Raw genomic sequence first — 21,693 nt, forward strand, 5'->3', positions numbered from 1 at the left:
GAGGCTTCAGCCTTCCCCCTCGCCGTGGGCCGGGTCCAGCAGGTCACGCAGCAATCGCTCGTCGTCCGGCCCGAGACCCGTGACGAAGCTGGCGAGCACGGCCCCGCGGTCGGTCTCCGCGTCCAGGACCTTGCGCATCTTGTGCGCGGCCAGTCCCGCCTGGTCCGATGCGGACGTCCAGGCGAAGGACCGGCCGACCCGCTCCCGGGTGACCGCGCCCTTGCCGAGCAGCCGCGTCAGGATGGTGATCACCGTCGTGTAGGCGAGGTCACCGCCGAGGCGTTCCTGCACCCAGCCGGCCGTCGCGGGGCCATCCGCCTCCCGCAGTGCCGACAGCACCAGCGCCTCCAGCTCGCCCTGCCCCCGCCGGGGACGCTGCCGGGGATCCGTCACCGCCCTGTCTCCCTTCCGCCGTCCTGCGTGACCCGTGCGGACATCGTATAGATCCGCGGGACCGTCCCCCCATCTTCTACAGTGCTGTAGATTCAATCCCGGGTTCGCCACCCGGACCCGGAACGCACACGTCAAGAAGGAGTAACCCGTGGGAGTTTCCCTGTCCAAGGGCGGCAACGTCTCGCTCAGCAAGGAGGCGCCGGGTCTCACCGCCGTCCTGGTCGGCCTGGGCTGGGACGTGCGCACGACCACCGGCACCGACTACGACCTCGACGCCTCCGCGCTGCTCCTCGAGGCCTCCGGCAAGGTCCCCTCCGACCAGCACTTCGTCTTCTACAACAACCTGCGGAGCCCGGACGGTTCGGTCGAGCACACCGGCGACAACCTCACCGGCGAGGGCGAGGGCGACGACGAGACCGTGAAGGTGAACCTCGCCGCCGTGCCCGCCGAGATCGACAAGATCGTGTTCCCGGTCTCCATCCATGACGCCGAGAACCGCGGCCAGAGCTTCGGCCAGGTCAGCAACGCCTTCATCCGGGTCGTCAACCAGGCGGGCGGGCAGGAGATCGCCCGCTACGACCTGTCCGAGGACGCCTCCACCGAGACCGCCATGGTCTTCGGCGAGCTCTACCGGCACGGCGCGGAGTGGAAGTTCCGCGCCGTCGGCCAGGGGTACGCCTCCGGGCTGGCCGGGATCGCGTCCGACTTCGGTGTGCACGTCTGACACGGACCGACCGCCCCGCCGGGCCCGCCGCAACGGCTGGGTCCGGCGGGCGTATCAGCAACCGACCGGGAGACGATGTGACAGATCCGTCCCGCCTCCGCCCCGAGGACCGCGCGGACTTCGAAGCGGTCCTGCACCTGGCGCTGAGCAACGGGGACATCCGTGGCGCCCTGCGCTCCGACCCCACCGGCGGGGCCGCCGCCCGCCTGCGCGCCCACGCGCTCACCCATGCCGACGCGATCACGGCGGCGGCCGGCGAGCCGTACCGGACCTACCTGGCCGTGCGGGCGGCCGCCCGGAAGGACGCGCGGCGTCCGATCGGCTCGGGCAGCCTGCTGCCGGCCCTCGCGGTGCTCACCCCCCTCGTGGCGGTCACCTCCGCCGGGGCCCTGCTGCTGCTCGGCTTCCTGCTCCAGGTCGCCGGCGCACCGGGCCCGTTGCCGGGGTCGCTCGTGGCGGCCGGCTGGACCCTGGCGCTCGTGGCGGCCGTGAGCGGTCTGCTCGCCCTGTGCGCGCTGCTGCGCTCGGCCCTGGGCGGGCGGGGTGTCCCGACGGCCGGACGGGTGGAGCAGGCCCGGCTGGCCTGGCGGCAGGCCCTGCTCGACCACGGCATGCTGCCCCACCTGCGCCGGCACCTGGACCCGCGTTCCGAGGCGGTGGTCACGCCGTCCTCCCCGCCCGATACGCTCACGCCGTGCCCGGCCCGGGCGAGAAAGGACAGAACATCATGTTCGGACTGAGCGAGCTCGCGATCATCCTCATCGTCGTCATCGCCGTCATCGGGATCAAGAAGTTCCCCGAACTGGCCCGCTCGGCCGGCAAGTCGGCCCGCATCCTCAAGGCGGAGGCCCGCGCCGCGAAGGACGAAGAGGCCGGGACGGGCCCCGCGCCCCGGGTGGTCCAGGGCGAGGTCGTCCCACCGGGCACCGCCACGAACCCGCGCGGCGCCGGTGGAGCGGACGCCCCGGACCACCGCTGATGCGTCCCCGGCCTACAGCGTGCGCTCCAGGCGGTCGGCCACCAGCTTGACGAACCGGGCCGGATCCTTGGGCTGGCCGCCCTCGGCGAGTACCGCCAGCGTGTGGAGCAGCTCGGCGGACTCCACGAGGCCCGAGTGGTCCTCGCGCTCCTTGTAGGCCTGGTTCAGGCCCTTGACCAGCAGGTGGTCGGGGTTGAGCTCGAGGATCCGCTTGGTGCGCGGCACTTCCTGGCCCATCGCCCGGTACATGTTCTCCAGGGCCGGGGTCAGGTCGTGCGCGTCCGCGACGACGCAGGCCGGGGAGACGGTGAGCCGGGCCGACAGGCGCACCTCCTTGATGTCCTCCTCCAGCTGCTCCCGCATCCAGCCGAGCAGCCCGGCGTACTCCTCGGCCTGCTTCTCCCGCTCCTCGCCGGCCTTCTCGCCGCCCTCGCCGTCGAGGTCGATCTCGCCCTTGGCGACGGAGCGCAGCTTCTTGCCCTCGTACTCGCCGACGGCGTCGACCCACACCTCGTCGACCGGGTCGGTGAGCAGCAGGACCTCGATGCCCTTGTCCCGGAACGCCTCCATGTGCGGGGAGTTCTCGATGCTCTGCCGGGACTCGCCGGTGAGGTAGTAGATGTCTTCCTGGCCGTCCTTCATCCGCTCCACGTACTGCGCCAGCGTGGTCGGCTCGTCGTCGGCGTGCGTGGTCGCGAACGAGGAGACGGCGAGGATGGCGTCCCGGTTCTCGGAGTCGGTGACCAGGCCCTCCTTCAGGGCGGTGCCGAACTCCCGCCAGAACGTCGCGTAGCGTTCGGCGTCCTTGGTCCTGAACTCCTTGACCGTGGACAGGACCTTCTTCGTCAGCCGGCGCTGCATCATCTGGATGTGCCGGTCCTGCTGGAGGATCTCGCGGGAGACGTTGAGCGAGAGGTCCTGGGCGTCGACCACGCCCTTGACGAAGCGGAGGTACGGCGGGAGCAGGGCCTCGCAGTCGTCCATGATGAAGACGCGCTTCACGTACAGCTGCACACCGCGCCGGAAGTCCCGCGTGAACAGGTCGTGCGGGGCATGCGAGGGGATGAACAGCAGGGCCTGGTACTCGAAGGTGCCTTCCGCCTGGAGCCGGATCGTCTCCAGCGGCTCGCGCCAGTCGTGGCTGATGTGCTTGTAGAGCTCGTGGTACTCGTCGTCGGACACCTCGTCGCGCGAACGCGCCCACAGCGCCTTCATCGAGTTCAGTGTCTCGGGCTCGGGCGCGTCCCCCTCGCCCGCCGACTCCGGGACCATGCGGATCGGCCAGGTGATGAAGTCCGAATACCGCTTGACGATCTCCCTGATCTTCCACGGGGAGGTGTAGTCGTGGAGCTCGTTCTCCGGGTCGGCGGGCTTGAGGTGGAGCGTCACGGAGGTGCCCTGCGGGGCGTCGTCGACCCTCTCCAGCGTGTACGTGGACTCGCCGCGCGACGTCCACCGGGTGCCCTGGCCCTCGCCGGCCCGCCGGGTCACCAGCGTCATCTCGTCCGCCACCATGAACCCGGAGTAGAAGCCCACACCGAACTGGCCGATGAGTCCCTCGGCGTCGCCGCCCTCCTGGGCCTCCCGCAGCTCCTTCAGGAAGGTGGCCGTGCCCGAGTTGGCGATGGTGCCGATGAGCTGTCCGACCTCGTCGTACGCCATGCCGATGCCGTTGTCCCGCACCGTGAGGGTACGGGCGTCCTTGTCGACGTCGATCCGGATGTGCAGGTCCGACACGTCGGCGTCGAGCGAGTCGTCCCGCAGCTTCTCCAGACGCAGCTTGTCGAGCGCGTCGGAGGCGTTGGAGACGAGTTCCCGCAGGAAGACATCCTTGTTCGAGTAGACCGAGTGGATCATCAGCTGGAGCAGCTGACGTGCCTCTACCTGGAACTCAAACGTCTCTGTCGTCATGGTTCGCGAATACCTCACAGGTCCCACGGTCGCGTCTTTGGACTGGTGTCAGTCACTGTAAAACACCAAGTCAGGCCGTGGGCCCGGATGTCAGACGAGGTGGGCGAAGACCACCAGGTTCTCGGTGTAGTCCCGGGCCTGACGGTCGTAGGCGCCCGCGCAGGTGATGAGCCGGACCTGGGCGTCGGGGGTGTCGCCGTAGACCCGCTCACTGGGGAAGTCGTCCTTGGCGTAGGAGTCCGTGTCGTCGACCACGAAGGTCGCCTTGCGGCCATCGGCGCGCACCACGTGGAACCGGTCCCCCTTCTTCACCTCGCCGAGCTGCGCGAAGACGGCCGGGGCGGTCGCGGTGTCCACGTGGCCCGCGATGATCGCGGTCCCGGCCTCGCCGGGCGAGACGCCCTTGGCGTACCAGCCGACCAGGTTGGTGTTGTCGGGCGGAGGGGGTTCGAGTTGACCCGAACGGCCGATGGCGAGATCGGTGAAGGGCGCGTTCACCGAGATCCGGGGGATGAGCAGGCGGACCGGCCGGGATCGCGGCAGGTGCGGGCCGGCCCCGGCGCGGGCGGACCGGTGCGGCGCGCCGGGCGTGGACGGCGCGTGGGACGCGTCCGAGGTGGCGCTCGAGACGGCCGGTGGGGCGTGCGGCGGGGCGCCGGCGTCGGACGACTCGTCCCCGCCGGCGATCAGGCTCACGGTCAGGACCAGGGCGGCCACGGACCAGAGGATCGTGACGACGGTGCGGAACCGGCGTCTTGACGGCTCGGGGTCGTCGGGAAGAAGGGGGCTGGCTGCCATCGGAGACCACCTCACTCGGACACGGCAGCGGACAGGACACGGCGGCGGGCGCGGCTCGCGGGTGACGAGCCGGGCCGCCGCGACGCGAGGGACACGTGCGGCGGCCACGGCGGCTATGCGGTCAGGCATCGGTCATGCCGTGCCCTGCGAGACCCTCTGGCGCCTCAGGGCGTACAGGCCGGTGCCGGCCACCGCCAGTACCGCGAGCCCGCCGGCGGTGACGCCGGGCATGGAGGCCAGGGCGCCGCCACCGGTGTGCATCCCGCCGCGCGGCTTGTCGTGCTCGCCCTGCCAGGCGCCCTTCTCGTGGTCGTCGTCCTTGCCGTGCTCCTCGTCCTTGCCGTGCTCCTCGTCCTTGCCGTGCTCCTCGGACTTGCCGTGCTCCTCGGACTTCCCGTGCTCCTCGGACTTCCCGTGCTCGTCCTGCTTGTCGCCGTACGAGCTCTTGCCCTGCTCGTCGCCGTAGGGGTCCTCGTCCTGCTTGTCGCCCCAGTCGTCGCCGCCCTCGTCCTTGTAGGTGTCCGGGTCGTACTTGGAGTCGTCCCAGTCGTCGTTCGTGCTCGCCACGGACAGCGCTCCGCCACCCGTGTGTACCCCGCCGCGCGGCGCGTGGTCTTCGCCGTCCTTGTGGTGCTCCTTGCTGTAAGAACTGTTGTCGTGGTCCCAGTCACCCATCGCCTCGGCACAGGCGGCGGGTGCGGCGATCGCGAGGGCGGCCGTGGCCGTGGCCGTCGCGAGCAGCATGCGGGCAGAGCGCATCGGTGAGTCCTTCCGTCACGGGCCGGGCAGCTGACGCCTCGCCAGCTCACGGACCCGGCCTCGACGTGAACCACCGTCAGTCATGTCGGGCCGTCCCACCATCCGGGGCGATCACACGGGTTACGGCTGCACCCTTACGGCGGGCACTTCCGGCCCCCTCCGTCATGCCGTGTCCGGCCCGAACGACCGCAACCTTCCGCAGGTCGCAGCCGTCTCTCACGACGACGACGCAGGGGGCGGGGACCGCTCTGCCCCCGGACCATTCACGGGAGGCGCTCATGGCCATGGTCGGCCTGTTCTGGATCGGCGAGGACTCGGTGTACGTGGGGGCCGAGCCCGCGGGAGCCGCTTCGGGAGTGCGTCTGTCCGAGGACGGCGTCGAGGCGCCGGGTGTCGGCGAGGGCAGGTTCTGGACCTGGGACGAGGTGGTCCGGATCGAGACGCACGACGTGCCCGTGCGGTCCGGGGTGCGGCGGCTGGCGTCCATGGCGTTCGACGCCGCGCTGGTGGCGGTCACGGGGGACGGCGAGTTTCCGCCCGCGTTCTCCGTGGAGGTGGTGACGGCCGAGGAATCCGTGCGGGTCGACGCGCATGTGGCCGTCGCCGGGGGGATCTACCTGCCCTCCGAGTACGAGCTCTCCCACGCCCTGCTCCGGGGGCTCACGGCCGGTGACGCCGAGATCGGAGAGGTGCTGGCGTGGGGCAGGGAGCACGCGGCCGAGGGCACTCCGCCCCGCGAGGAGCGCGAGGCGCTGCTGCGGAAGTGGGCCGGGGCCTAGGAGTCAGAACATGGTGTTGGCGTTCTTGGAGGCGGGTGGGACGACCTGGAGGACGTCCCAGTGTTCGACGATCTTGCCGTCCGCGTCGAAACGGAAGATGTCGATGCCGGCGTATTCCTCGGCGGGCCACGTCTGGTGGCAGTGCAGGACCACGTGGTCGCCGTCGGCGAAGGCGCGCTTGACCTCCACCCGCTTGCCCGGGTACTCGGCGGCCATGCGCTCGAAGTAGTCGACGAACGCCTGCTTGCCGTCGCCGACGTGTGGATTGTGCTGGATGTAGGTGTCGCCGACGTACCGGTCGATGGCTTCGGCGGGGCGGCACTGGTTGAACATCAGGTCGTAGAACGCCTGGGCCGTGGCCTTGTTCTGCTCCGGGTCGCTCATGGTGTCTCCGTAAGGTCGGGCGCGGTGGTGCCTCTTGCTGCTTTCCGACATCGATCGGAGTCGGATGTGCCGACATCCACACGCTAGCGCCGCTGTACAGCCTGAATCGGATACGCTGGCGACCGGTGATGGTCAAAAACCGACATGATGCCGACCGCGGGATCCCGGAGATCTCCTTCGCGGCGCCCGCCGGCACCCCCGCCGGCGTCGAAGTGCTGTCCCTCGCCGACCTGCGGCGCCGCGTGCCCGGCGACCGGCTCACGGTCCCCCAGCGCCCGGACTTCCATCACCTGATCACCCTCGCCGGCGGAGACCTGTGGCACACGGTCGACTTCACCGCCTACGCCCTCGAACCGGGCTCGTGGCTGTGGGTCCGCCCCGGCCAGGTTCAGCAGTGGGGCGACCTGACCCGTGCGGAGGGCACCTTGATCCTTTTCCGCCAGGACTTCCTCGACCCGGCCACCACCGCCGGCGCCCGCACGGAGGACCTGCACGCGCCGATCCTGCGCCGGCCCCTGTCCGACGACGCCCAAGCCCTGCGCCTGGCCGCCGATCATCTCGCCGCCGAGTTCCACGCACTCGGACGGCTGCCCCTGGAGATCCACACCGCAGCCCTGCGTCACCTGCTGGCCGTCCTCGTTCTGCGACTGGCCCACCTCACCGCGCCGACCGGCGCCCCCGCCCCCGAACCCGACGCCGCCTACCTGCGCTTCCGTGACGCGGTGGAGAAGGGCTTCGCCCGCACCCGCCGGGTCGAGGACTACGCCGATGCGCTCGGCTACTCGGCTCGCACCCTCTCCCGCGCCACCCTCGCCTTCGCCGGCCTCGGCGCCAAGGAGTTCATCGACCGCCGCGTCGTCCTCGAAGCCAAACGCCTCCTGGCCCACAGCGATCAGACCGCCGCCGGGATCGCCGGCCGCCTCGGCTTCTCCAGCGCCACCCACTTCAGCAAGTACTTCCACCAGCGCACCGGACAGACCCCCATCGCCTTCCGCGACACGGTCCGCGGGCACACGCCGGGACACCAGGTGGCCAGGTAGCGGGCCCAGCAGGCATGGGCGTACGTCGCCCCTGTCCCCACCTTCGTGTCAGCGTCGTCCGGGCCCCTGACACCCCCGGCGGGCCGGGTCCGGATCGACCAGCTGGGCCGCCATGCCGACGAGGACCAGTCCGGCCGCGATGAGCAGCCCGTGGGCCAGGGCGATGCCCGTGCCCAGCACGGCCATGCCGAGTGCCAGCCCCCACCACGCCCCGGTACGCCGGTACTCCCGGGGCCGCGCCGGGCGGCCCGCTCTCATGGCCCGGGCGAATCCGGGGTCCTCCCGCTCGAGTCGTGCTGCGAGGTCGACGAGACGTTCGTGTTCGGACCGGGTCACGGCCTCTCCCTTCCGGAACCCGACAGCGCCTCGAGGCAGCGCACGGCCGAGGCCATGGCGAATCCAGGGGTGTCGGGCCACGTGACGGTGCGGCGGCGGACCGCCCGCCGATACGCGGCGCGGCCGGTCTCACCGGGGCTTCAGCCTCTCCCCCCTCCGGCGGCTGCCGCCATCGGGCCCAACCCTCATCCTTCCCGGTGGCCGCGCTGTACGAACGCCGTCCGAGGGGGCGGGTGTTCGGTTCGAGGATGGGTGGTGTCACGGATGGCGACGCGGCCCGGGCAGCGCACACGCTGGAGGACGACGGTGTCGAGGAGGCGGTACGCGGTGCCCTTGTTCTGGCGGATCTTCCTGCTGAACGCCCTCGTGCTCATCACGGCCACGGCGCTGCTGCTGGGTCCGGTGACGGTGTCCACGCCGGTCCTGCTCACCGAGGCCGCGGTGCTCACGGTGGGCCTGGCCGCCATGCTCGTCGCCAACGCCCTGCTGCTGCGGATCGGCCTCGCCCCGCTCCAGCGCCTCACGCGCGCCATGACGACGATCGACCTGCTGCGTCCGGGGCGGCGCCCGGCGGTCGGCGGCCAGGCCGAGGTCGCCGAGCTGATCACGACGTTCAACACCATGCTCGACCGCCTGGAGGACGAGCGGGCCACGAGCAGTGCCCGGGTGCTCTGCGCCCAGGAGGCCGAGCGGCGCCGGATCGCCCAGGAGCTGCACGACGAGGTCGGGCAGACCCTCACCGCCGTCCTGCTCGAACTCAAGCGGGTGGCCGGCCACGCCCCGCCCGACCTGCTGGAGGAGCTGCACCAGGTGCAGGAGACCACCCGGGCCGGTCTGGACGAGATCCGCCGGATCGCACGCCGGCTGCGCCCCGGCGTACTGGACGAACTGGGTCTGGCCAGTGCCCTCAAGTCGCTCGCCTCCGACTTCGCCGGCCCCAGCCTGTCCGTGCGGCACCGCCTCGGCACGGACCTGCCGCCGCTCGGCCGGGAGGCCGAACTCGTCGTCTACCGCGTCGCGCAGGAAGGGCTGACCAATGTCGCCCGCCACGCCCGGGCGCGACACGCCGAACTCGCCCTGCGGCGTACCGCGACGGGCGTGGAGCTGCGTGTCCACGACGACGGCACGGGCCTCGGTGACGCGCCCGAGGGAGCCGGCATCCGCGGCATGCGTGAACGTGCCCTGCTCGTGGGCCCCGGACTCGCTCTGGGTGCCGGCCCGGGCGGAGGCACCGAAGTGCGCCTGACTGTCCCCGTACCCGTACGCGATCCCGACCGGAACGGCCGATCATGAACGACTCGTCCCCCACCCGCATCCTGCTCGCCGACGACCACGCCCTGGTGCGGCGCGGCGTCCGGCTCATCCTGGACGCCGAACCCGACCTCACCGTCGTCGCCGAGGCGGACGACGGTGCCGAGGCCGTCGCCCAGGCCCGGGCGCACCGCCCCGATCTCGCCGTCCTCGACATCGCGATGCCCCGTCTGACGGGGCTGCAGGCCGCCCGGGAGCTGTCCCGGACGTGCCCGGAGACACGGATCCTCGTCCTGACCATGTACGACAACGAGCAGTTCTTCTTCGAGGCTCTCGGAGCCGGCGCCTCGGGCTACGTCCTCAAGTCGGTCGCGGACCGTGACCTGGTGGAGGCCTGCCGCGCCACCATGCGGGGCGAACCGTTTCTGTATCCCGGTGCCGTCAACGCGCTCGTGCGTGACTTCCTCGACCGGGCCCGGGAGGGCCGCGCCCTGCCCTCCCGGGCCATCACCGACCGTGAGGAGGAGATCCTCAAGCTCGTCGCCGAGGGCCACACCTCGCAGCAGATCGCCGGCCTGCTGGTCATCAGCCCCAAGACGGTGGAGCGCCACCGGGCCAACCTGCTCCAGAAGCTCGGCCTGAAGGACCGTCTGGAGCTGACCCGCTACGCCATCCGGGTGGGGCTGATCGAGGCCTGAAAGCCGGGAGCGCGTCTAGCGTTCGGCCTCGGCCGGCAGAGCGGCGGGGGCGGGTGGGGTGGTCCCGCCCTCGGGTTCGGGCGCGCGCCCGGGCTCGGGTTCCGTGTTCTGCGGCGGGCGCGTGCGGCCCGGCAGGAGGTCCTGGGCGAAGCGCAGGGCGCGGGCGAGCTGGTGCGCGCGTCCGGCGGCGATGGGGCCGAGGATCGCGAGGACGAGGACGTACCCGGCGATGAACGGGGCGAGGCGGTCGTCGAGTCCGGCGCTCGCGGCCATGGCGGCCAGGATCAGCGCGAACTCCCCGCGGGCCACCAGGGTCGTGGCGATCTCGGCGGCGGGCTCGGTGCCGTAGCGGTACACACGGGCGACGAGCAGTCCGGCGGCGACGTTCATGACGACGGTCAGGAGGGCCGCCGCGGTGACCGGGCCGACCACGGACACGATGTCGCCGGGGTCGATGGAGAGACCGAAGGCGAAGAAGAAGATCGCCGCGAAGGCGTCGCGCAGCGGATGCACCAGTTCCCTGATGCGCGGCCCGGAGGGCGTGCCGGCCAGGATCAGGCCGACCATGAACGCGCCGATGGCGTCCGCGACTCCGAGGGTCTCGGAGACTCCCGCGACCAGGACGGCCGCGCCGAGGAAGCTGATGACGAGCAGTTCGTTGTCGCGGGTCGCGATGAGCCGTCCGACCAGTTTCGTGCCGTAGCGCGCCGCCGCGGCCAGCACCAGGAGGAAACCGAAGGCCTTGGCGCCCTGGAGGACCATGTCCCCGAGGCCCTGGGCGCCGCTGATGACCGGCTGGAGCGCGGCGAGGTACAGCGCGAGGAAGATGTCCTCGACGACGATGACGCCCAGGATGAGGCGGGTCTCCGGGCGGCCGATGCGGCCCAGGTCGATGAGGATCTTGGTGACGATGGCGGACGAGGAGATCCCCAGGACACCGGCGAGCACCAGCGCCTCGCGGACGCCCCAGCCCAGGGCGAATCCGAAGACCAGTCCCGCGCCGACGTTGAGCAGCAGATAGATCCCGCCGGCCGTCAGCAGACGCCGGCCGCCGCTTTTCAGGTCGTCGAGGTGGAACTCCAGGCCCAGGTAGAACAGCAGCAGCACCAGTCCGAGTGCGGAGAGCATCTCGAAGTCGTGTGCGTCCTCGACGATGACGAGACCCGGGGTGTGCGGGCCGAGCAGGATGCCCGCGAGCATGAACAGCGGGATCGTCGGGAGTCCGATCCGGCCGCCGAGGCGGGCGAGGAGGGCGGCGGCCAGGAAGGCGCCGCCCATGGCGAGGAGGCTGTCAGCGTGTCCCACGGGTCACCGCCTTCGTGGGAGCGCAGGGGGCGGATCGTTTCACCGTGCGGGGATGGATAGGGGCTCCTCCTTCGAGGGGTTTTCGGCGGGCAGCGTCGTGCGCCACTCGGCGCATCCCGAGGCCGCGGCCATGACGAACAGCGCGAGCCTCGACGACGCTGCCAGCCTCACACGGGTCCCGCACCCGGCACCATCCGTGCCCGCACCCATCCCCGGGCGGGGGCGACACCCATCCCGGACGAGCCGCGCGCGGTCACACCTGCCGGTGGTCGATGCCCAGCAGGCTCGCCGCCGCCCTGAAGTCGGCCGCGTGGTGGCCGACCGCGAGGGACCAGTGGTGGCCGACGCCCGTGGCGCTCCACGCGTCGACCCATTCGCCGGGGTCGCGGCCGAAGTCGACGCGGCTGGTGGTGTTGCCGATCTCCAGCAGCGGTCCGGGGACGACGGTGCCCTCGGAGGTGACGAAGGACAGGCTGCCATCGGCGTCCTGGCCGAGACCGAGCAGGGTGACGGGTCCGTGCCGGACGTCGAACTCCACGCTCACGCCCCAGCCGCGCTTGCCGTGGTAGACGCCGAGCCCGCGCAGCAGGGGGTCGCGGGCGCTGACCGCGAGGTGGGCGGGCCCGTCGTGGCCCATCTCCACGACGCCGTCCTCGAAGTCGAGGGCCTGGATCTCGGTGAAGGAGCCTCCGGCGCCGACGCTCTGGGAGGCGAGCTGGGCGACGCTGGTGCGCAGTTCGTACTCCCCGGCGGCCGGCACGCCCCGGGCCGTGAGCAGGGAGGCGCCCAGGATCATGCCGGCGCCGAGCCGCTCGTGCAGTTCGCCGTCGAGGCCGCGGTGGTAGTAGGCGAGGCTGTCGAGTTCGAAGTCCGCCACGAGCCGGTCCAGGGCGACCGACACGGTCGCGCCCCAGGCGAAGTCCTCCTCGACCACACTGTCGTCGAGGGTGAAGACCTGCCGGGCGAGCGTCATCCGCTCCCGGGTCTCCGTCTCGGTCACGCGCTCCACCCGGTGCCGCAGGTCGTCGAACTCCAGCACCTCCACGTGCGAGCCGAAGGTGGTGGACAGCAGTGTCGGATCGGTCTGCACGTCGAGCATGCCGGGATACACGTGCCCCATGAGGCCGTGCCGGGCGTGCCGGAGCGCGGCGCGGATGTGCGCGGCCCGGATCCACTGCTCGATGCGCCGCCAGGCGGACTCCTGCCGCAGCCAGCCCGAGACGGACCGGAAGGGGATGCCGGCGCGCCGGAAGACGTTGCCGACCTCGGGGACGGGGCACTGCCCGCAGTAGGCCAGCCAGGCCCCGGTGTCGAAGGAGGCGTGGTCCATCCGCTCGGTCGGCTGGAGGTCGATGACCAGCACAGGAGTGTGCGAACGCCGGGCGATCGGCAGCACCATGGAGGAGGTGAGGTACGTCGTCAGGAACAGCACGATCAGGTCGCAGTCGGCCCTGCGCAGCTCTTCGGCGGCGCGGGCTCCTTCCTGGGCGTCGGAGACGAACCCGGCGTCGGTCACCTCCGCGTCCATCCCCCGGAAGCGCTCGGCGACGTAGGCGGCGGACTCCTTCAGTTGCGGGAGGAGTCCGGGGAACTGCGGCCAGTACGTGCCGAGTCCGCCGGCGACCAGCCCGATGCGGGTGCGGCGCCGGGTGACCGGCGGGAGCAGGTCGTGCAGGGCGGCGGCCCCTGCGGCCGTGCGGTCCGCGGTGGTTGCCATGGTCGGTGCTCCTTGTCAGGTCTGCTGCGGCTCGGTGCTGGCGACGCGCAGGTCCGCTCTGTCGCGGACCGCACCGGGGGAACGCGGGACCAGGACGCGGATGATGAACGCGCCGGCGAAGGCCGCCAGGGTCATGCAGGCGGTGATCGTCCAGAGCAGGACGGACGGGCTGTGGTCGAGCAGTGCGGGGGTGAAGAACGCGGCGATCGCGTAGATGGCGCGCGACAGGGCGTAGGTGAGTCCCTGGGTGGTGCCGCGGGTGTCCGCGGGCAGCGTGAGCTGGGACCACACCTTGTAGTTGGCCTCGCCCGCGAAGGGATAGGAGAGCTGGTAGAGGACGAAGAACACGAGCATGCCGACGAGCGCCCCGGCCGTCAGCGAGGCGATGACGAAGGCGAGGATCTGCACGGTGGCGGCGGTGTAGAACAGCCGGTCGCGCCAGGGAGTGTCGGCGACTCGGACGAAGGCGATGGTCAGCAGCACGCCGATCGGGATGAAGGCCAGGTTGATGCCGGTGGCCAGGCTCTGTGAGGCGTCGCTGACGGTGACGAGCAGATAGGTGCCGAACTGGCCGAAGGTGTTGGCCCCGAGGCCCCAGGTGACGTAGAAGACGAAGGTCGCCGCCATGGGCAGCAGGGCGGCCCGTGTCCACACGTTCCTGAGCGCGGTTCCGCTCGGGGCGGCTTCCGCCCCGGTGTCCCGGGCGTCGTCGTCCTCGTACTCGCCGGTCAACTTCAGCCGGGAGCGCATGGCCCAGGTGACGAGCGCCGCCACGGCCAGCTGTCCGGTGATGAGCCGGGCCCCGGTCATGCCCGTGGTCGACAGCACGAAGCCGAGGAAGACGGCGACGGCGATACCCAGCATCCACATCACCTGGGTGAAGGCGACGAGTCTGCCGCGGGCCCAGGAGGGCGCGGCGTCCGAGACGACGGCCAGGGACGTCGGCAGGTCGGCGCCGGCCGCGAGTCCGGCGACGAGGACGCCGATCAGCAGCGTGATGTCGTCCGGCGCCAGGGTGATGACGATGGCGCCGAGCGCGAAGCAGAAGATGTCCCAGTTGTAGACGCGGCGGCGGCCGAAGAGGTCGGCGAGCCGTCCGCCGACCAGGGACCCGACGGCGATGCAGCCGGTGACGATCGCGCTGATCGCCCCGGCCATCCACACGCCCATGTCGTAACTGTCGCGGTAGATGGCCAGGTTGACGGAGATGCTGACGATCAGCCCGGCGTCGAGGTAGGAGGCCATGCCCGACAGGGCGGCGGCCTTCCAGAGCTGCTTGGGGATGGGGCGGTTACCGGCCATGATGCGACTCCGTCGTCTGGTGACATCGCGTTTCCGGGGGCCTGGTCGCAGCGAATATAGGGCGAGAAAAACGTTGCAACAAGGTGTCGTGCGGACTTCGGCGCGTCCAGGTCGGTTCACGCCGTGCCGTTCTCGGTCATGGCGTGACTGTCCCAGGTCGCCTACGGTGAAGGTGACCTAAAAACGTTTTAGGGGAAGGACGATGTCCGTGGTCTCCCCCGCGCTCCGGCACCTGTTCGAGAACCCGCCCCGCGATTTCGGCCCCGCTCCCCTGTGGTGGTGGTCGGGTGCGAAGGTCACCCGCGAGCGACTCGCCTGGCAGCTGCGGGCGTTCGCGGAGGGCGGTGTCCACAACCTCGTCGTGATCAACCTGGCCCCGGCCGGCCCGACGTTCGGCGCCCGGGCCGACGATCCGGCGTGGTTCGGCGAGGAGTGGTGGGCGCGCTTCACCGACGCCTGCGAGATCGCCGCGGAGTTGGGCACGCGCCTGTGGTTCTACGACCAGATCGGCTTCTCGGGCGCCAACGTGCAAGGCAGTGTGACGCGACGTCACCCAGAGGCCAGGGGTGCCGCGTTGCGCTGTCGCGACGTCACCGTCTCCGAGGGCGCGGTCGTCCTGCGGGACACCGAGACCCCGCTGGCCGCGTACTCCGCTCGGGGCCGGCGTCTGGACCTCGGCGTGGACGGGCCGGGTACGGTGCGTGTCCCCGCCGCCGACGGGGCCGTCGTACGGCTCGTCACCTCCGTGCCCACGGCGTTCGACTACCTGGATCCGGACGCCGTCGGCCTGCTGATGGACGCCGTGCACCACGAGTACGACCGGCGTGTGCCCGGCCATCTGGGGACCGTCGTCGCGGGCAGCTTCCAGGACGAACTGCCGGGCACCAACGCCTGGAGCCACCGCTTCGCGGCGGAGTTCCGAGCCCGGCGCGGCTACGACCTGCTCGACCATCTGCCGGCCCTGTTCGGCACGGGCGCCACCGCCGCGGAGTCGGAGGTCCGCGCCGACTACTACGCGGTCCGCGCGGAACTGACCGAGGAGGCCCTGTTCCGGCCGCTCTCCGCATGGCACCGGGAGCGCGGGATGCTGCTGGGCAGCGACCAGAGCCACCCCGCCCGCGCGGGCTACCCGGCCCAGTCGACACAGATCTACACCGACTACTTCCGCACCCACCGCTGGTACAGCGCCGCGGGCAGCGACCATCACGGCGACGCCAAGGTGCACTCCTCGATGGCCCACCTCTACGGACACGAGCGGGTCTGGATCGAGGCGTTCCACTCCTCGGGCTGGGGCGGCACGCTGGAGGACACCTACCACTGGCTGCTGCCGTTCCTGCGCAGCGGCGCCAACCTGTACAACCCGCACGCCAGCTACTTCGGCACGGCGGGCGGCTGGTTCGAATGGGCACCGCCGTCCACGGACTGGCGGCAGCCCTACTGGAAGCAGTACCCGGCGTTCTCCCGGGCCGTGGCCCGGATCTGCTCGATCATGTCGTGGGGCGGCTACGCGGCGGACGTGGCGGTGCTGCACCCGACCGCGACCATGCAGGCGCTCATCCCGCTGGACACGCCGGTCGAGCACTTCGGCGACGGCCTGCTGGGCGACGGCCACGCCGATGCCGACGAGACGCAGCGCCACTACCTGGACCTGTGCGGCACGAACAACTGGCTCGGCCCGCGCGTCGGCGCCCTGGACCGGCGCGGGATCTCCTTCGACGTCATCGACGACGACTCCCTCCAGCGTGCCAAGACCGCCGACGGCGCCCTGCGGATCAGGGACCTCGCGTACACCGCGGTGCTGCTGCCGTCGACCAGCGTGCTGGAGGAGGAGACGGCTCGGCGGCTGACCGAACTGCTCGACGCGGGCGGCCGGGTCGTCGTGGTGGGCCGTCCGCCCGCCACGGCCGCCGGCCGGTCCGGCGACGACTCGGTGGTGGCGGCGCTGGTGGCCCATCCCCGGCTGGAGCGGGTGCCCGGTCCCGAGGCCGGCGCGGCGGCGGTGGCCGACGCGGCCGGGCACGCCACGGGCGACGTTCCGCTGCTCGTCAGGCGGAAAGGCGACGAAGCGGTCGCGCTGGTCACGGCGGCCTTCCCCGAGATCGGCGCCCATCCGCTGCGGACCGGCACCGCCCCGTCGGGCGAGGGCGACGTCGTCTCGTCCGTGACGGTGCGGGCCGAGGTCGCCGAAGCCGAGGTCTGGAACCCGGCGACCGGCTCCCGCGGCCCCGCGCGCGTCACCGTCTCCGACGACGCCACGTACTCGACCATCGAGGTTCCGCTGGACGGGGCCCCCGCGGCCCTGGTCGTGTGGCGCGAGGGCCGGCCGGTGCCGGCGCGTCCCGCGCGGGAGGTCCCGGCGCGGGTGATCGACATCTCGACCGGCTGGCAGGGCCGGCTGGTCCCCACCCTGGACAACACCTGGGGCGATCTGGCGCTGCCGCCGGGATCGTCCGTGGCGGAGCCCCAGATCTGGTCCCTGGAGTGGACCGAGGGCGCGGTGTGGGAGCGGGTCCGGGCCACCTACGGCAACCGGGTCCGTGTCCTGCCCCCGGTACCTGTCGGTCAGGTGCCGCAGCCGCTGGACACCGCCGCCGTCGAACGGGTCCTGGCGGGCGAGTTGCCCCTGGCGCCGGCGGACGCGGGCTGGGACGTCGCGGTGTACTCGTCGAGCCGTGGCATCCCGGATCCGGGCGGGCTGCTGGGCGTCAAGGGGCTGGTGAACGAGGAGTTCGTCCGCGTACCCGTGCCCTGCGGCGGAACGGCCGCCCGGGTCCGGGCGATCGTGGAGACCGACCGGAGGGGACCCGCGGAACTGCACGTCGGCGCCGAGGCGGTCAAGCGGGTGTGGTGGAACGGCGAGCCGCTGAACCCGGGCCACGGCGGCTACCTGGCCTCCGCCCGGGTCACGGTGAGCCGGGGCCGGAACGTGCTCGAGTACGAACTCTCCGACGCCCAGGGCCGCCCCTCGACCATCTCGGCCGGCGACGGCACGCCGCTGGGCAGCTTCTTCTGCCTGTCCGCACCGGGCGGACTCGGGCCGCGTCCCCGGTTCATGCGTCCGCCCGACGGAGTGCGGCCCGACGGCCGGGTGACGTACCGGGCCCGGCTGCGGGTCCCGCACGACGATGCCCGGGCGGTGCTCGTCGTGGGCGCCGCCTCGGCGGTCACCGTCCTGCTCGACGGGGACGTCGTGGCGCGGCAGGAGAAGGTGGAGTACTACGAGGCCGACTGGGGCGCCGTGCCGATGTTCTTCCGCCACGAACCGGCGCTCGGCGCGGGCGAGCACACCCTGGAGGTCGTCGCCGACACCGCCGACGTCCGGGACGGGGTCTTCGCCGACCTGGTGGTGCGTTCCGGGGGCGAGGTGACGGTCCTGGTCAGCGGCGCCGGGTGGGAGGCGGAGTCGGGCGGATGGCGGGGACGCACCATCGAGGACGAGCGCAGGCGGGGGGAGTTGCGGCACTGCGACGCCGTGGTACGTCCGCATCCGCTGCCGGAGAGCGCGTGGCTGACCGGCCGGCCGGTGCTCGGGCACGCCGTGTGGCCCGCGCGCTCCACGGACGACGTCCGGGCGGTGCCGCAGCGCTTCCGCTTCACGGTGCCGGCCGGAACGGTGTCCCTCGACCTGCCGTTGGCGCTCGGGGCGCGCGTACGGGTCGACGGCGACGGAGAACTGCCCTGGGACGGACGGACGCTGACCTCGCGTCAGCCGCTGTCCGCCCCCGCTGAGGTCGAGGTGGTCACCGAACCGACGGCGGTCCTGCGGGGCGGCTCGGCATGGCTCGGACCGGTTCGGGTGCGTACCGTGCCGGCACCGCTGCCCCTGGGCGACTGGCGGCAGCTGGGGCTGGGCGGTTGGAGCGGGGGTGTGACGTACGCGCGTGCGGTGGAGGTGCCGCCGGGGGCCGATCCGGTGCTGGATCTCGGGCGGGTGCGGGGCAGTGTGGAGGTGTCGGTCGACGGAAAGTTCGCCGGGGAGGCGTTCTGCGCGCCGTACCGCTTCCCGTTGCGCGGTGCCGCCGGGCGTACCGTCCGGCTGGAGGTGACGGTCCGGGGCACGCTGGCGCCCTATCTGGCGGAGGCCACACCGACCGCCTGGGCGTTCGAGTCCCAGCTGTCGTCGGGGCTGTCGGGGCCGGTGACGCTGCGGATTCCGGGCTAAAGGGTGTTGCAGAAGGCCTGGTGGCGGGCATTTTGCAACACCCTTTAGGCGGGCGGTCGGGTGGAGTCGCGCAGGACGAGACCTGGGGCGAAGACACGGGTCTCGTGGACGTGGTCCGCACGGGCCTCGATCTCGTCGAGCAGCATCTCGACGGCGGCCCGGCCGAGGTCCTCGACCGGCTGCCGGACGGTCGTCAGGGTGGTGGCCCCGAAGCTCGCGATGTCGAGGTCCCCGTAGCCGACGACCTGCACGTCCTCGGGGATGCGCAGGCCCCGTTCGGTCAGCCCCCGGCACAGGCCGGCCGCGAGGAAGTCGTTGGTGCAGAACACCCCGTCGGGCAGGTCGTCGAGCCCGTCCGCGATCTTCTTGCCGTACGCGACGGACATCTGCTCGGCGACGACCTGGTCCAGCCGTGCCTCCCGCCGGCTGCGCACGGCCTGCCGGGCTCCCTGGTACCGGTCCGCGCACTGGCGTATCCCGCGCTCGCCGTTGACCACGAGGATGTCGCGTGCCCCGCGGTCGAGCAGGTGCTGTACGGCGATGCGGCCGCCGGCGATGTCGTCGACGGAGGCCGAGCAGCCGTCCCGCTCGGGCATCGCTCGGTCGGCCAGGACGAGCGGGATGCCCCGCTCGCGCAGCCGGGCCAGCCGGCCCGGGTCGGCGCTGAGCGGCACGACGACGACACCGACGGCCCGCTGCTCGACGAGCATGCTGAAGTAGCCCTGCTCGCGTTCCGGGGCGTCCCCGCTGTGGCAGAGGACGAGGGAGTAGCCGTGGTCGTAGGCCGCGTCGGCGGCGCCCCGGGCGATGCGCGCGTAGAAGGAGTTGGTCACGTCGGGCAGCACCAGCCCGATCGCGCAGGCGCGGCCGGTGCGCAGGCCGGCGGCTCCCGGGTGGGGGACGTAGTCGAGCGCGGCGACCGCGACGCGGACGCGCTCGGCGGTCCGGGCGTTGACGCGCTCGGGCCGGTTGAGCACGTTCGACACCGTGGAGACCGAGACGCCGGCGGCGGCCGCGACGTCCTGGATGCGGGCGGGGCGTGCCGGGACGGCGTCCACCCCCTCGCTGTAGCAGCCGTGCGACCAGGCACGACGGTGGCCTTCTCGGGCGCGGCAAGTATAACGTGATCGGGTGTAGAACGTTTTTCGCCCGCCCGCCGTTCGTGGTCAGGCCGGGAACTCCCGTTTCAGCCAGTCGCCGTCCAGACGGATGTGCTTGATGGTGCGGCGATGGTGGGTGTAGGCGACGTGGACGGTGCCGTCCTGGCTCTGGGTGACGGAGGGGTAGGACAGTTCGCGGTTGAGGCCGTCGCGGGAGTTGTTCGTGAGGCAGTGGCCGTCGCCGGTCTCGAGGTCGTACCGCCGGGGCCAGGTGCGTCCGTGGTCGGAGGAGAGAGCCAGGGAGAGCGGGGCGCGGGGAGCCCCCCAGAAGGCGTCGCCGGTGGGGGTGGTTCCCGACGACGTCCCGGCCACGCCCTCGTCGTCGATCTCGTCGTACAGGGACACCCTGCGGGCGCTGGCGTCGGCCGCGCTGCTGTGGTTGTAGACCAGGGCGAGCCTGCCGTCGGCGAGCACGGTGTACTGGACGGAGGAGTTGTTGTTCGGCAGGTCCAGGGGGCGTGGCTCGGTCCAGGTCTCACCGCCGTCGTGCGAGGTGCTGCTGTGCACGGCGTCGGCGCGGCGGCTGCGGAAGAGGGCCAGGAGTGAACCGTCCGGCAGCGGGCGGATGTTCATGTGGACGAGGCCGGTGCTGCCCGGGACGGGGCGCTCGTGCCAGTGGCGTCCGCCGTCGTCGCTGATCATGACGGAGCTGGTGTCCCGGTCGCCGGACCACGAGGTGCCGGGTGTGGCGACGCAGCGGAAGACCGGGAGCAACAGCCTTTCGCTGCCGGGCAGGTGGACGACGGGCTGGCGTACGAAGACGCCGCCCTGCTCGGTGGCCGGGAACAGGACGCGGGCCGGTCCCCAGGTGGCGCCCTCGTCCTGGCTGACGCGCAGCCGGACCTCGGCGGTGTCCTGGTGCCCGGCGCGCTGCGCGGTGTGCAGGAGCCAGAGGTCGCCCGAGGGGGCCGGGAAGAGAAGCGGGTTCTGTTCGGAGCGGGTGTCGTCGGCGGAGAGACGGACCGGGAGGGACCAGGTGTCGGCGTCCGGGGCGAGGCGGGAGAACCACACCGAGATGTCGGCGACGCCCTCCTGGGTGCCGCCGAACCAGACGCAGCCGAGGTCGCCGCCGGGCAGGACGGTGAGGTTGGCGGCATGGTTCTGCACGGCGGGGGCGGCCAGGTGGGTCTCCGCGCGGCCCGGCTCGGTGGGGTGGGGGCGCAGGGTGCCGTCGGGGGCGGTCATCGGGCCTCGCCTGCCTGGCGGGCGGCGTTCAGATGGCCGGCGGCCGCCTGTTCGAGGTGGACGAGGTCGCAGGCCACGGTGGCGAAGGTGAAGCCCTCGGCGAGGCGTTTGGCGGCGCTCGCGCCGTCCGGGGTGTGGATGCCGGCCGCGATGCCCGCCCTGGCCGCGGCCGTGCGCACCGAGACGAGCGCGGCCTCGAACTCGTCGGCGAGCGCAGGGTCGGTGGACGATGCGCCGCCGAGCGCGATGCGCAGGTCGGAGGGGCCCACATAGACGCCGTCGAGACCGTCGGTGGCACAGATGGCCTCGACGTTCGCAAGACCCTCGGCGGTCTCGATCATCGCGAGGACGACGGTCTGGGCGTGGGCGTCGGCCGGATCGGGGCCGATGCGCAGGCCTGAGCGCATGGGTCCGTAGCTACGACGGCCGTGCGGCGGGTAGCGTACGGCGGCCACCGCGTCGGCCGCGTCCCCGGCGGTGTCGACCAGCGGGACGATGACACCGGCGGCGCCCGCGTCGAGCGCCTTGCCGATCGGGGACGGGTCGTTCGCCTCGACGCGGACCAGGCCGACCGCCGACGAGCCCTTGGTGTCGATGGCGGTGAGGGAGCGCAGGACGCCCGCGTACTCCAGGAGGCCGTGCTGCGCGTCGAGGGCGACGTAGTCGTAGCCGAGGCGGGCGATGCGTTCGGTGGAGACCGGGGAGTCCAGGACGGACCAGTAGCCGACGAGTGGTGCGCGGGAGCGCAGGGCGGCGGCGAAGGCGGCGGGGGTGCCGGGGGCGGGGGGCATGGGGGTGGGCTCCTTGGCG

Annotated in this window: 20 protein-coding genes; 8 read left to right on the forward strand and 12 right to left on the reverse strand. The window is 72.1% G+C overall.

The features are described 5' to 3' along the window. Nucleotides 1-6: 6 nt before the first annotated feature. Nucleotides 7-393: a BlaI/MecI/CopY family transcriptional regulator gene (locus ABEA82_RS15895; protein ID WP_345662121.1), complete on the reverse strand. Its 387-nt coding sequence runs from the start codon at nucleotides 391-393 to the stop codon at nucleotides 7-9. Nucleotides 394-541: 148 nt separating this feature from the next. On the opposite strand from ABEA82_RS15895, the gene ABEA82_RS15900 reads away from it, so the two are divergent. The 3 genes from ABEA82_RS15900 to ABEA82_RS15910 all read left to right on the forward strand — a co-directional run bounded on the left by ABEA82_RS15900 (nucleotide 542) and on the right by ABEA82_RS15910 (nucleotide 2,096). Then, nucleotides 542-1,117: a TerD family protein gene (locus ABEA82_RS15900; protein ID WP_345662122.1), complete on the forward strand. Its 576-nt coding sequence runs from the start codon at nucleotides 542-544 to the stop codon at nucleotides 1,115-1,117. Between the two features lie 77 nt (nucleotides 1,118-1,194). Then, nucleotides 1,195-1,857 carry a hypothetical protein gene (locus ABEA82_RS15905; RefSeq protein WP_345662123.1) on the forward strand — a complete coding sequence of 221 codons (663 nt, stop codon included), beginning with the start codon at nucleotides 1,195-1,197 and terminating at the stop codon, nucleotides 1,855-1,857. Beyond that, nucleotides 1,845-2,096 (forward strand): twin-arginine translocase TatA/TatE family subunit, encoded by a 252-nt coding sequence (locus ABEA82_RS15910; protein ID WP_345662124.1) that lies wholly within the window; start codon nucleotides 1,845-1,847, stop codon nucleotides 2,094-2,096. Before ABEA82_RS15905 ends, ABEA82_RS15910 begins: the two co-directional genes overlap by 13 nt. 12 nt (nucleotides 2,097-2,108) lie before the next feature. Here the strand turns inward: ABEA82_RS15910 and htpG are convergent, their stop codons facing one another. From htpG to ABEA82_RS15925, 3 genes are all read right to left on the reverse strand, one after another. Then, a complete protein-coding gene (gene htpG, locus ABEA82_RS15915; RefSeq protein WP_345662125.1) occupies nucleotides 2,109-4,007 on the reverse strand; it encodes a molecular chaperone HtpG in 1,899 nt (632 codons plus the stop codon). 90 nt (nucleotides 4,008-4,097) lie between these two features. After that, the gene (locus ABEA82_RS15920) at nucleotides 4,098-4,805 is read right to left on the reverse strand and encodes a class F sortase (protein WP_345662126.1); all 708 of its coding nucleotides are present in this window, start codon (nucleotides 4,803-4,805) and stop codon (nucleotides 4,098-4,100) included. A gap of 132 nt (nucleotides 4,806-4,937) precedes the next feature. Next, a complete protein-coding gene (locus ABEA82_RS15925; protein WP_345662127.1) occupies nucleotides 4,938-5,564 on the reverse strand; it encodes a hypothetical protein in 627 nt (208 codons plus the stop codon). A gap of 278 nt (nucleotides 5,565-5,842) precedes the next feature. Between ABEA82_RS15925 and ABEA82_RS15930 the strand changes: the two genes are divergently transcribed. After that, a complete protein-coding gene (locus tag ABEA82_RS15930) occupies nucleotides 5,843-6,343 on the forward strand; it encodes a hypothetical protein (protein ID WP_345662128.1) in 501 nt (166 codons plus the stop codon). Nucleotides 6,344-6,346: 3 nt separating this feature from the next. Here ABEA82_RS15930 and ABEA82_RS15935 read toward each other — a convergent pair whose 3' ends face one another. Beyond that, nucleotides 6,347-6,727 (reverse strand): nuclear transport factor 2 family protein, encoded by a 381-nt coding sequence (locus ABEA82_RS15935; RefSeq protein WP_345662129.1) that lies wholly within the window; start codon nucleotides 6,725-6,727, stop codon nucleotides 6,347-6,349. A gap of 128 nt (nucleotides 6,728-6,855) precedes the next feature. On the opposite strand from ABEA82_RS15935, the gene ABEA82_RS15940 reads away from it, so the two are divergent. After that, nucleotides 6,856-7,767 carry a helix-turn-helix transcriptional regulator gene (locus ABEA82_RS15940; protein WP_345662366.1) on the forward strand — a complete coding sequence of 304 codons (912 nt, stop codon included), beginning with the start codon at nucleotides 6,856-6,858 and terminating at the stop codon, nucleotides 7,765-7,767. A gap of 48 nt (nucleotides 7,768-7,815) precedes the next feature. Here ABEA82_RS15940 and ABEA82_RS15945 read toward each other — a convergent pair whose 3' ends face one another. Then, the gene (locus ABEA82_RS15945; RefSeq protein WP_345662130.1) at nucleotides 7,816-8,103 is read right to left on the reverse strand and encodes a DUF3040 domain-containing protein; all 288 of its coding nucleotides are present in this window, start codon (nucleotides 8,101-8,103) and stop codon (nucleotides 7,816-7,818) included. A gap of 327 nt (nucleotides 8,104-8,430) precedes the next feature. Between ABEA82_RS15945 and ABEA82_RS15950 the strand changes: the two genes are divergently transcribed. Further along, the gene (locus ABEA82_RS15950) at nucleotides 8,431-9,396 is read left to right on the forward strand and encodes a HAMP domain-containing sensor histidine kinase (RefSeq protein WP_345662131.1); all 966 of its coding nucleotides are present in this window, start codon (nucleotides 8,431-8,433) and stop codon (nucleotides 9,394-9,396) included. Next, on the forward strand, nucleotides 9,393-10,052 hold the full coding sequence (locus tag ABEA82_RS15955; RefSeq protein WP_345662132.1) for a response regulator: 660 nt from the start codon (nucleotides 9,393-9,395) through the stop codon (nucleotides 10,050-10,052). The genes ABEA82_RS15950 and ABEA82_RS15955 overlap by 4 nt, the downstream gene beginning before the upstream one ends. Before the next feature lie 15 nt (nucleotides 10,053-10,067). Here the strand turns inward: ABEA82_RS15955 and ABEA82_RS15960 are convergent, their stop codons facing one another. The 3 genes from ABEA82_RS15960 to ABEA82_RS15970 all read right to left on the reverse strand — a co-directional run bounded on the left by ABEA82_RS15960 (nucleotide 10,068) and on the right by ABEA82_RS15970 (nucleotide 14,376). Next, nucleotides 10,068-11,357 (reverse strand): cation:proton antiporter, encoded by a 1,290-nt coding sequence (locus ABEA82_RS15960; protein ID WP_345662133.1) that lies wholly within the window; start codon nucleotides 11,355-11,357, stop codon nucleotides 10,068-10,070. A 253-nt stretch (nucleotides 11,358-11,610) separates the two neighbouring features. Next, nucleotides 11,611-13,074 (reverse strand): L-fucose/L-arabinose isomerase family protein, encoded by a 1,464-nt coding sequence (locus tag ABEA82_RS15965; protein ID WP_345662134.1) that lies wholly within the window; start codon nucleotides 13,072-13,074, stop codon nucleotides 11,611-11,613. A 15-nt stretch (nucleotides 13,075-13,089) separates the two neighbouring features. Continuing rightward, nucleotides 13,090-14,376 carry an MFS transporter gene (locus ABEA82_RS15970; protein ID WP_345662135.1) on the reverse strand — a complete coding sequence of 429 codons (1,287 nt, stop codon included), beginning with the start codon at nucleotides 14,374-14,376 and terminating at the stop codon, nucleotides 13,090-13,092. A gap of 208 nt (nucleotides 14,377-14,584) precedes the next feature. Here ABEA82_RS15970 and ABEA82_RS15975 point away from each other — a divergent pair, with 208 nt between their 5' ends. Next, a complete protein-coding gene (locus ABEA82_RS15975; protein ID WP_345662367.1) occupies nucleotides 14,585-18,538 on the forward strand; it encodes a glycosyl hydrolase in 3,954 nt (1,317 codons plus the stop codon). A gap of 44 nt (nucleotides 18,539-18,582) precedes the next feature. On the opposite strand, the gene ABEA82_RS15980 is transcribed toward ABEA82_RS15975, so the two are convergent. The 3 genes from ABEA82_RS15980 to ABEA82_RS15990 form a co-directional block, all read right to left on the reverse strand. After that, nucleotides 18,583-19,596: a LacI family DNA-binding transcriptional regulator gene (locus ABEA82_RS15980; RefSeq protein WP_345662136.1), complete on the reverse strand. Its 1,014-nt coding sequence runs from the start codon at nucleotides 19,594-19,596 to the stop codon at nucleotides 18,583-18,585. A gap of 108 nt (nucleotides 19,597-19,704) precedes the next feature. Continuing rightward, a complete protein-coding gene (locus tag ABEA82_RS15985) occupies nucleotides 19,705-20,883 on the reverse strand; it encodes a sialidase family protein (protein WP_345662137.1) in 1,179 nt (392 codons plus the stop codon). Beyond that, nucleotides 20,880-21,674: an HpcH/HpaI aldolase family protein gene (locus ABEA82_RS15990; protein WP_345662138.1), complete on the reverse strand. Its 795-nt coding sequence runs from the start codon at nucleotides 21,672-21,674 to the stop codon at nucleotides 20,880-20,882. The genes ABEA82_RS15985 and ABEA82_RS15990 overlap by 4 nt, the downstream gene beginning before the upstream one ends. Nucleotides 21,675-21,693: the final 19 nt, after the last annotated feature.

It is taken from the genome of Streptomyces venetus (genome assembly GCF_039540295.1).
Classification (GTDB): Bacteria; Actinomycetota; Actinomycetes; order Streptomycetales; family Streptomycetaceae; genus Streptomyces; species Streptomyces venetus.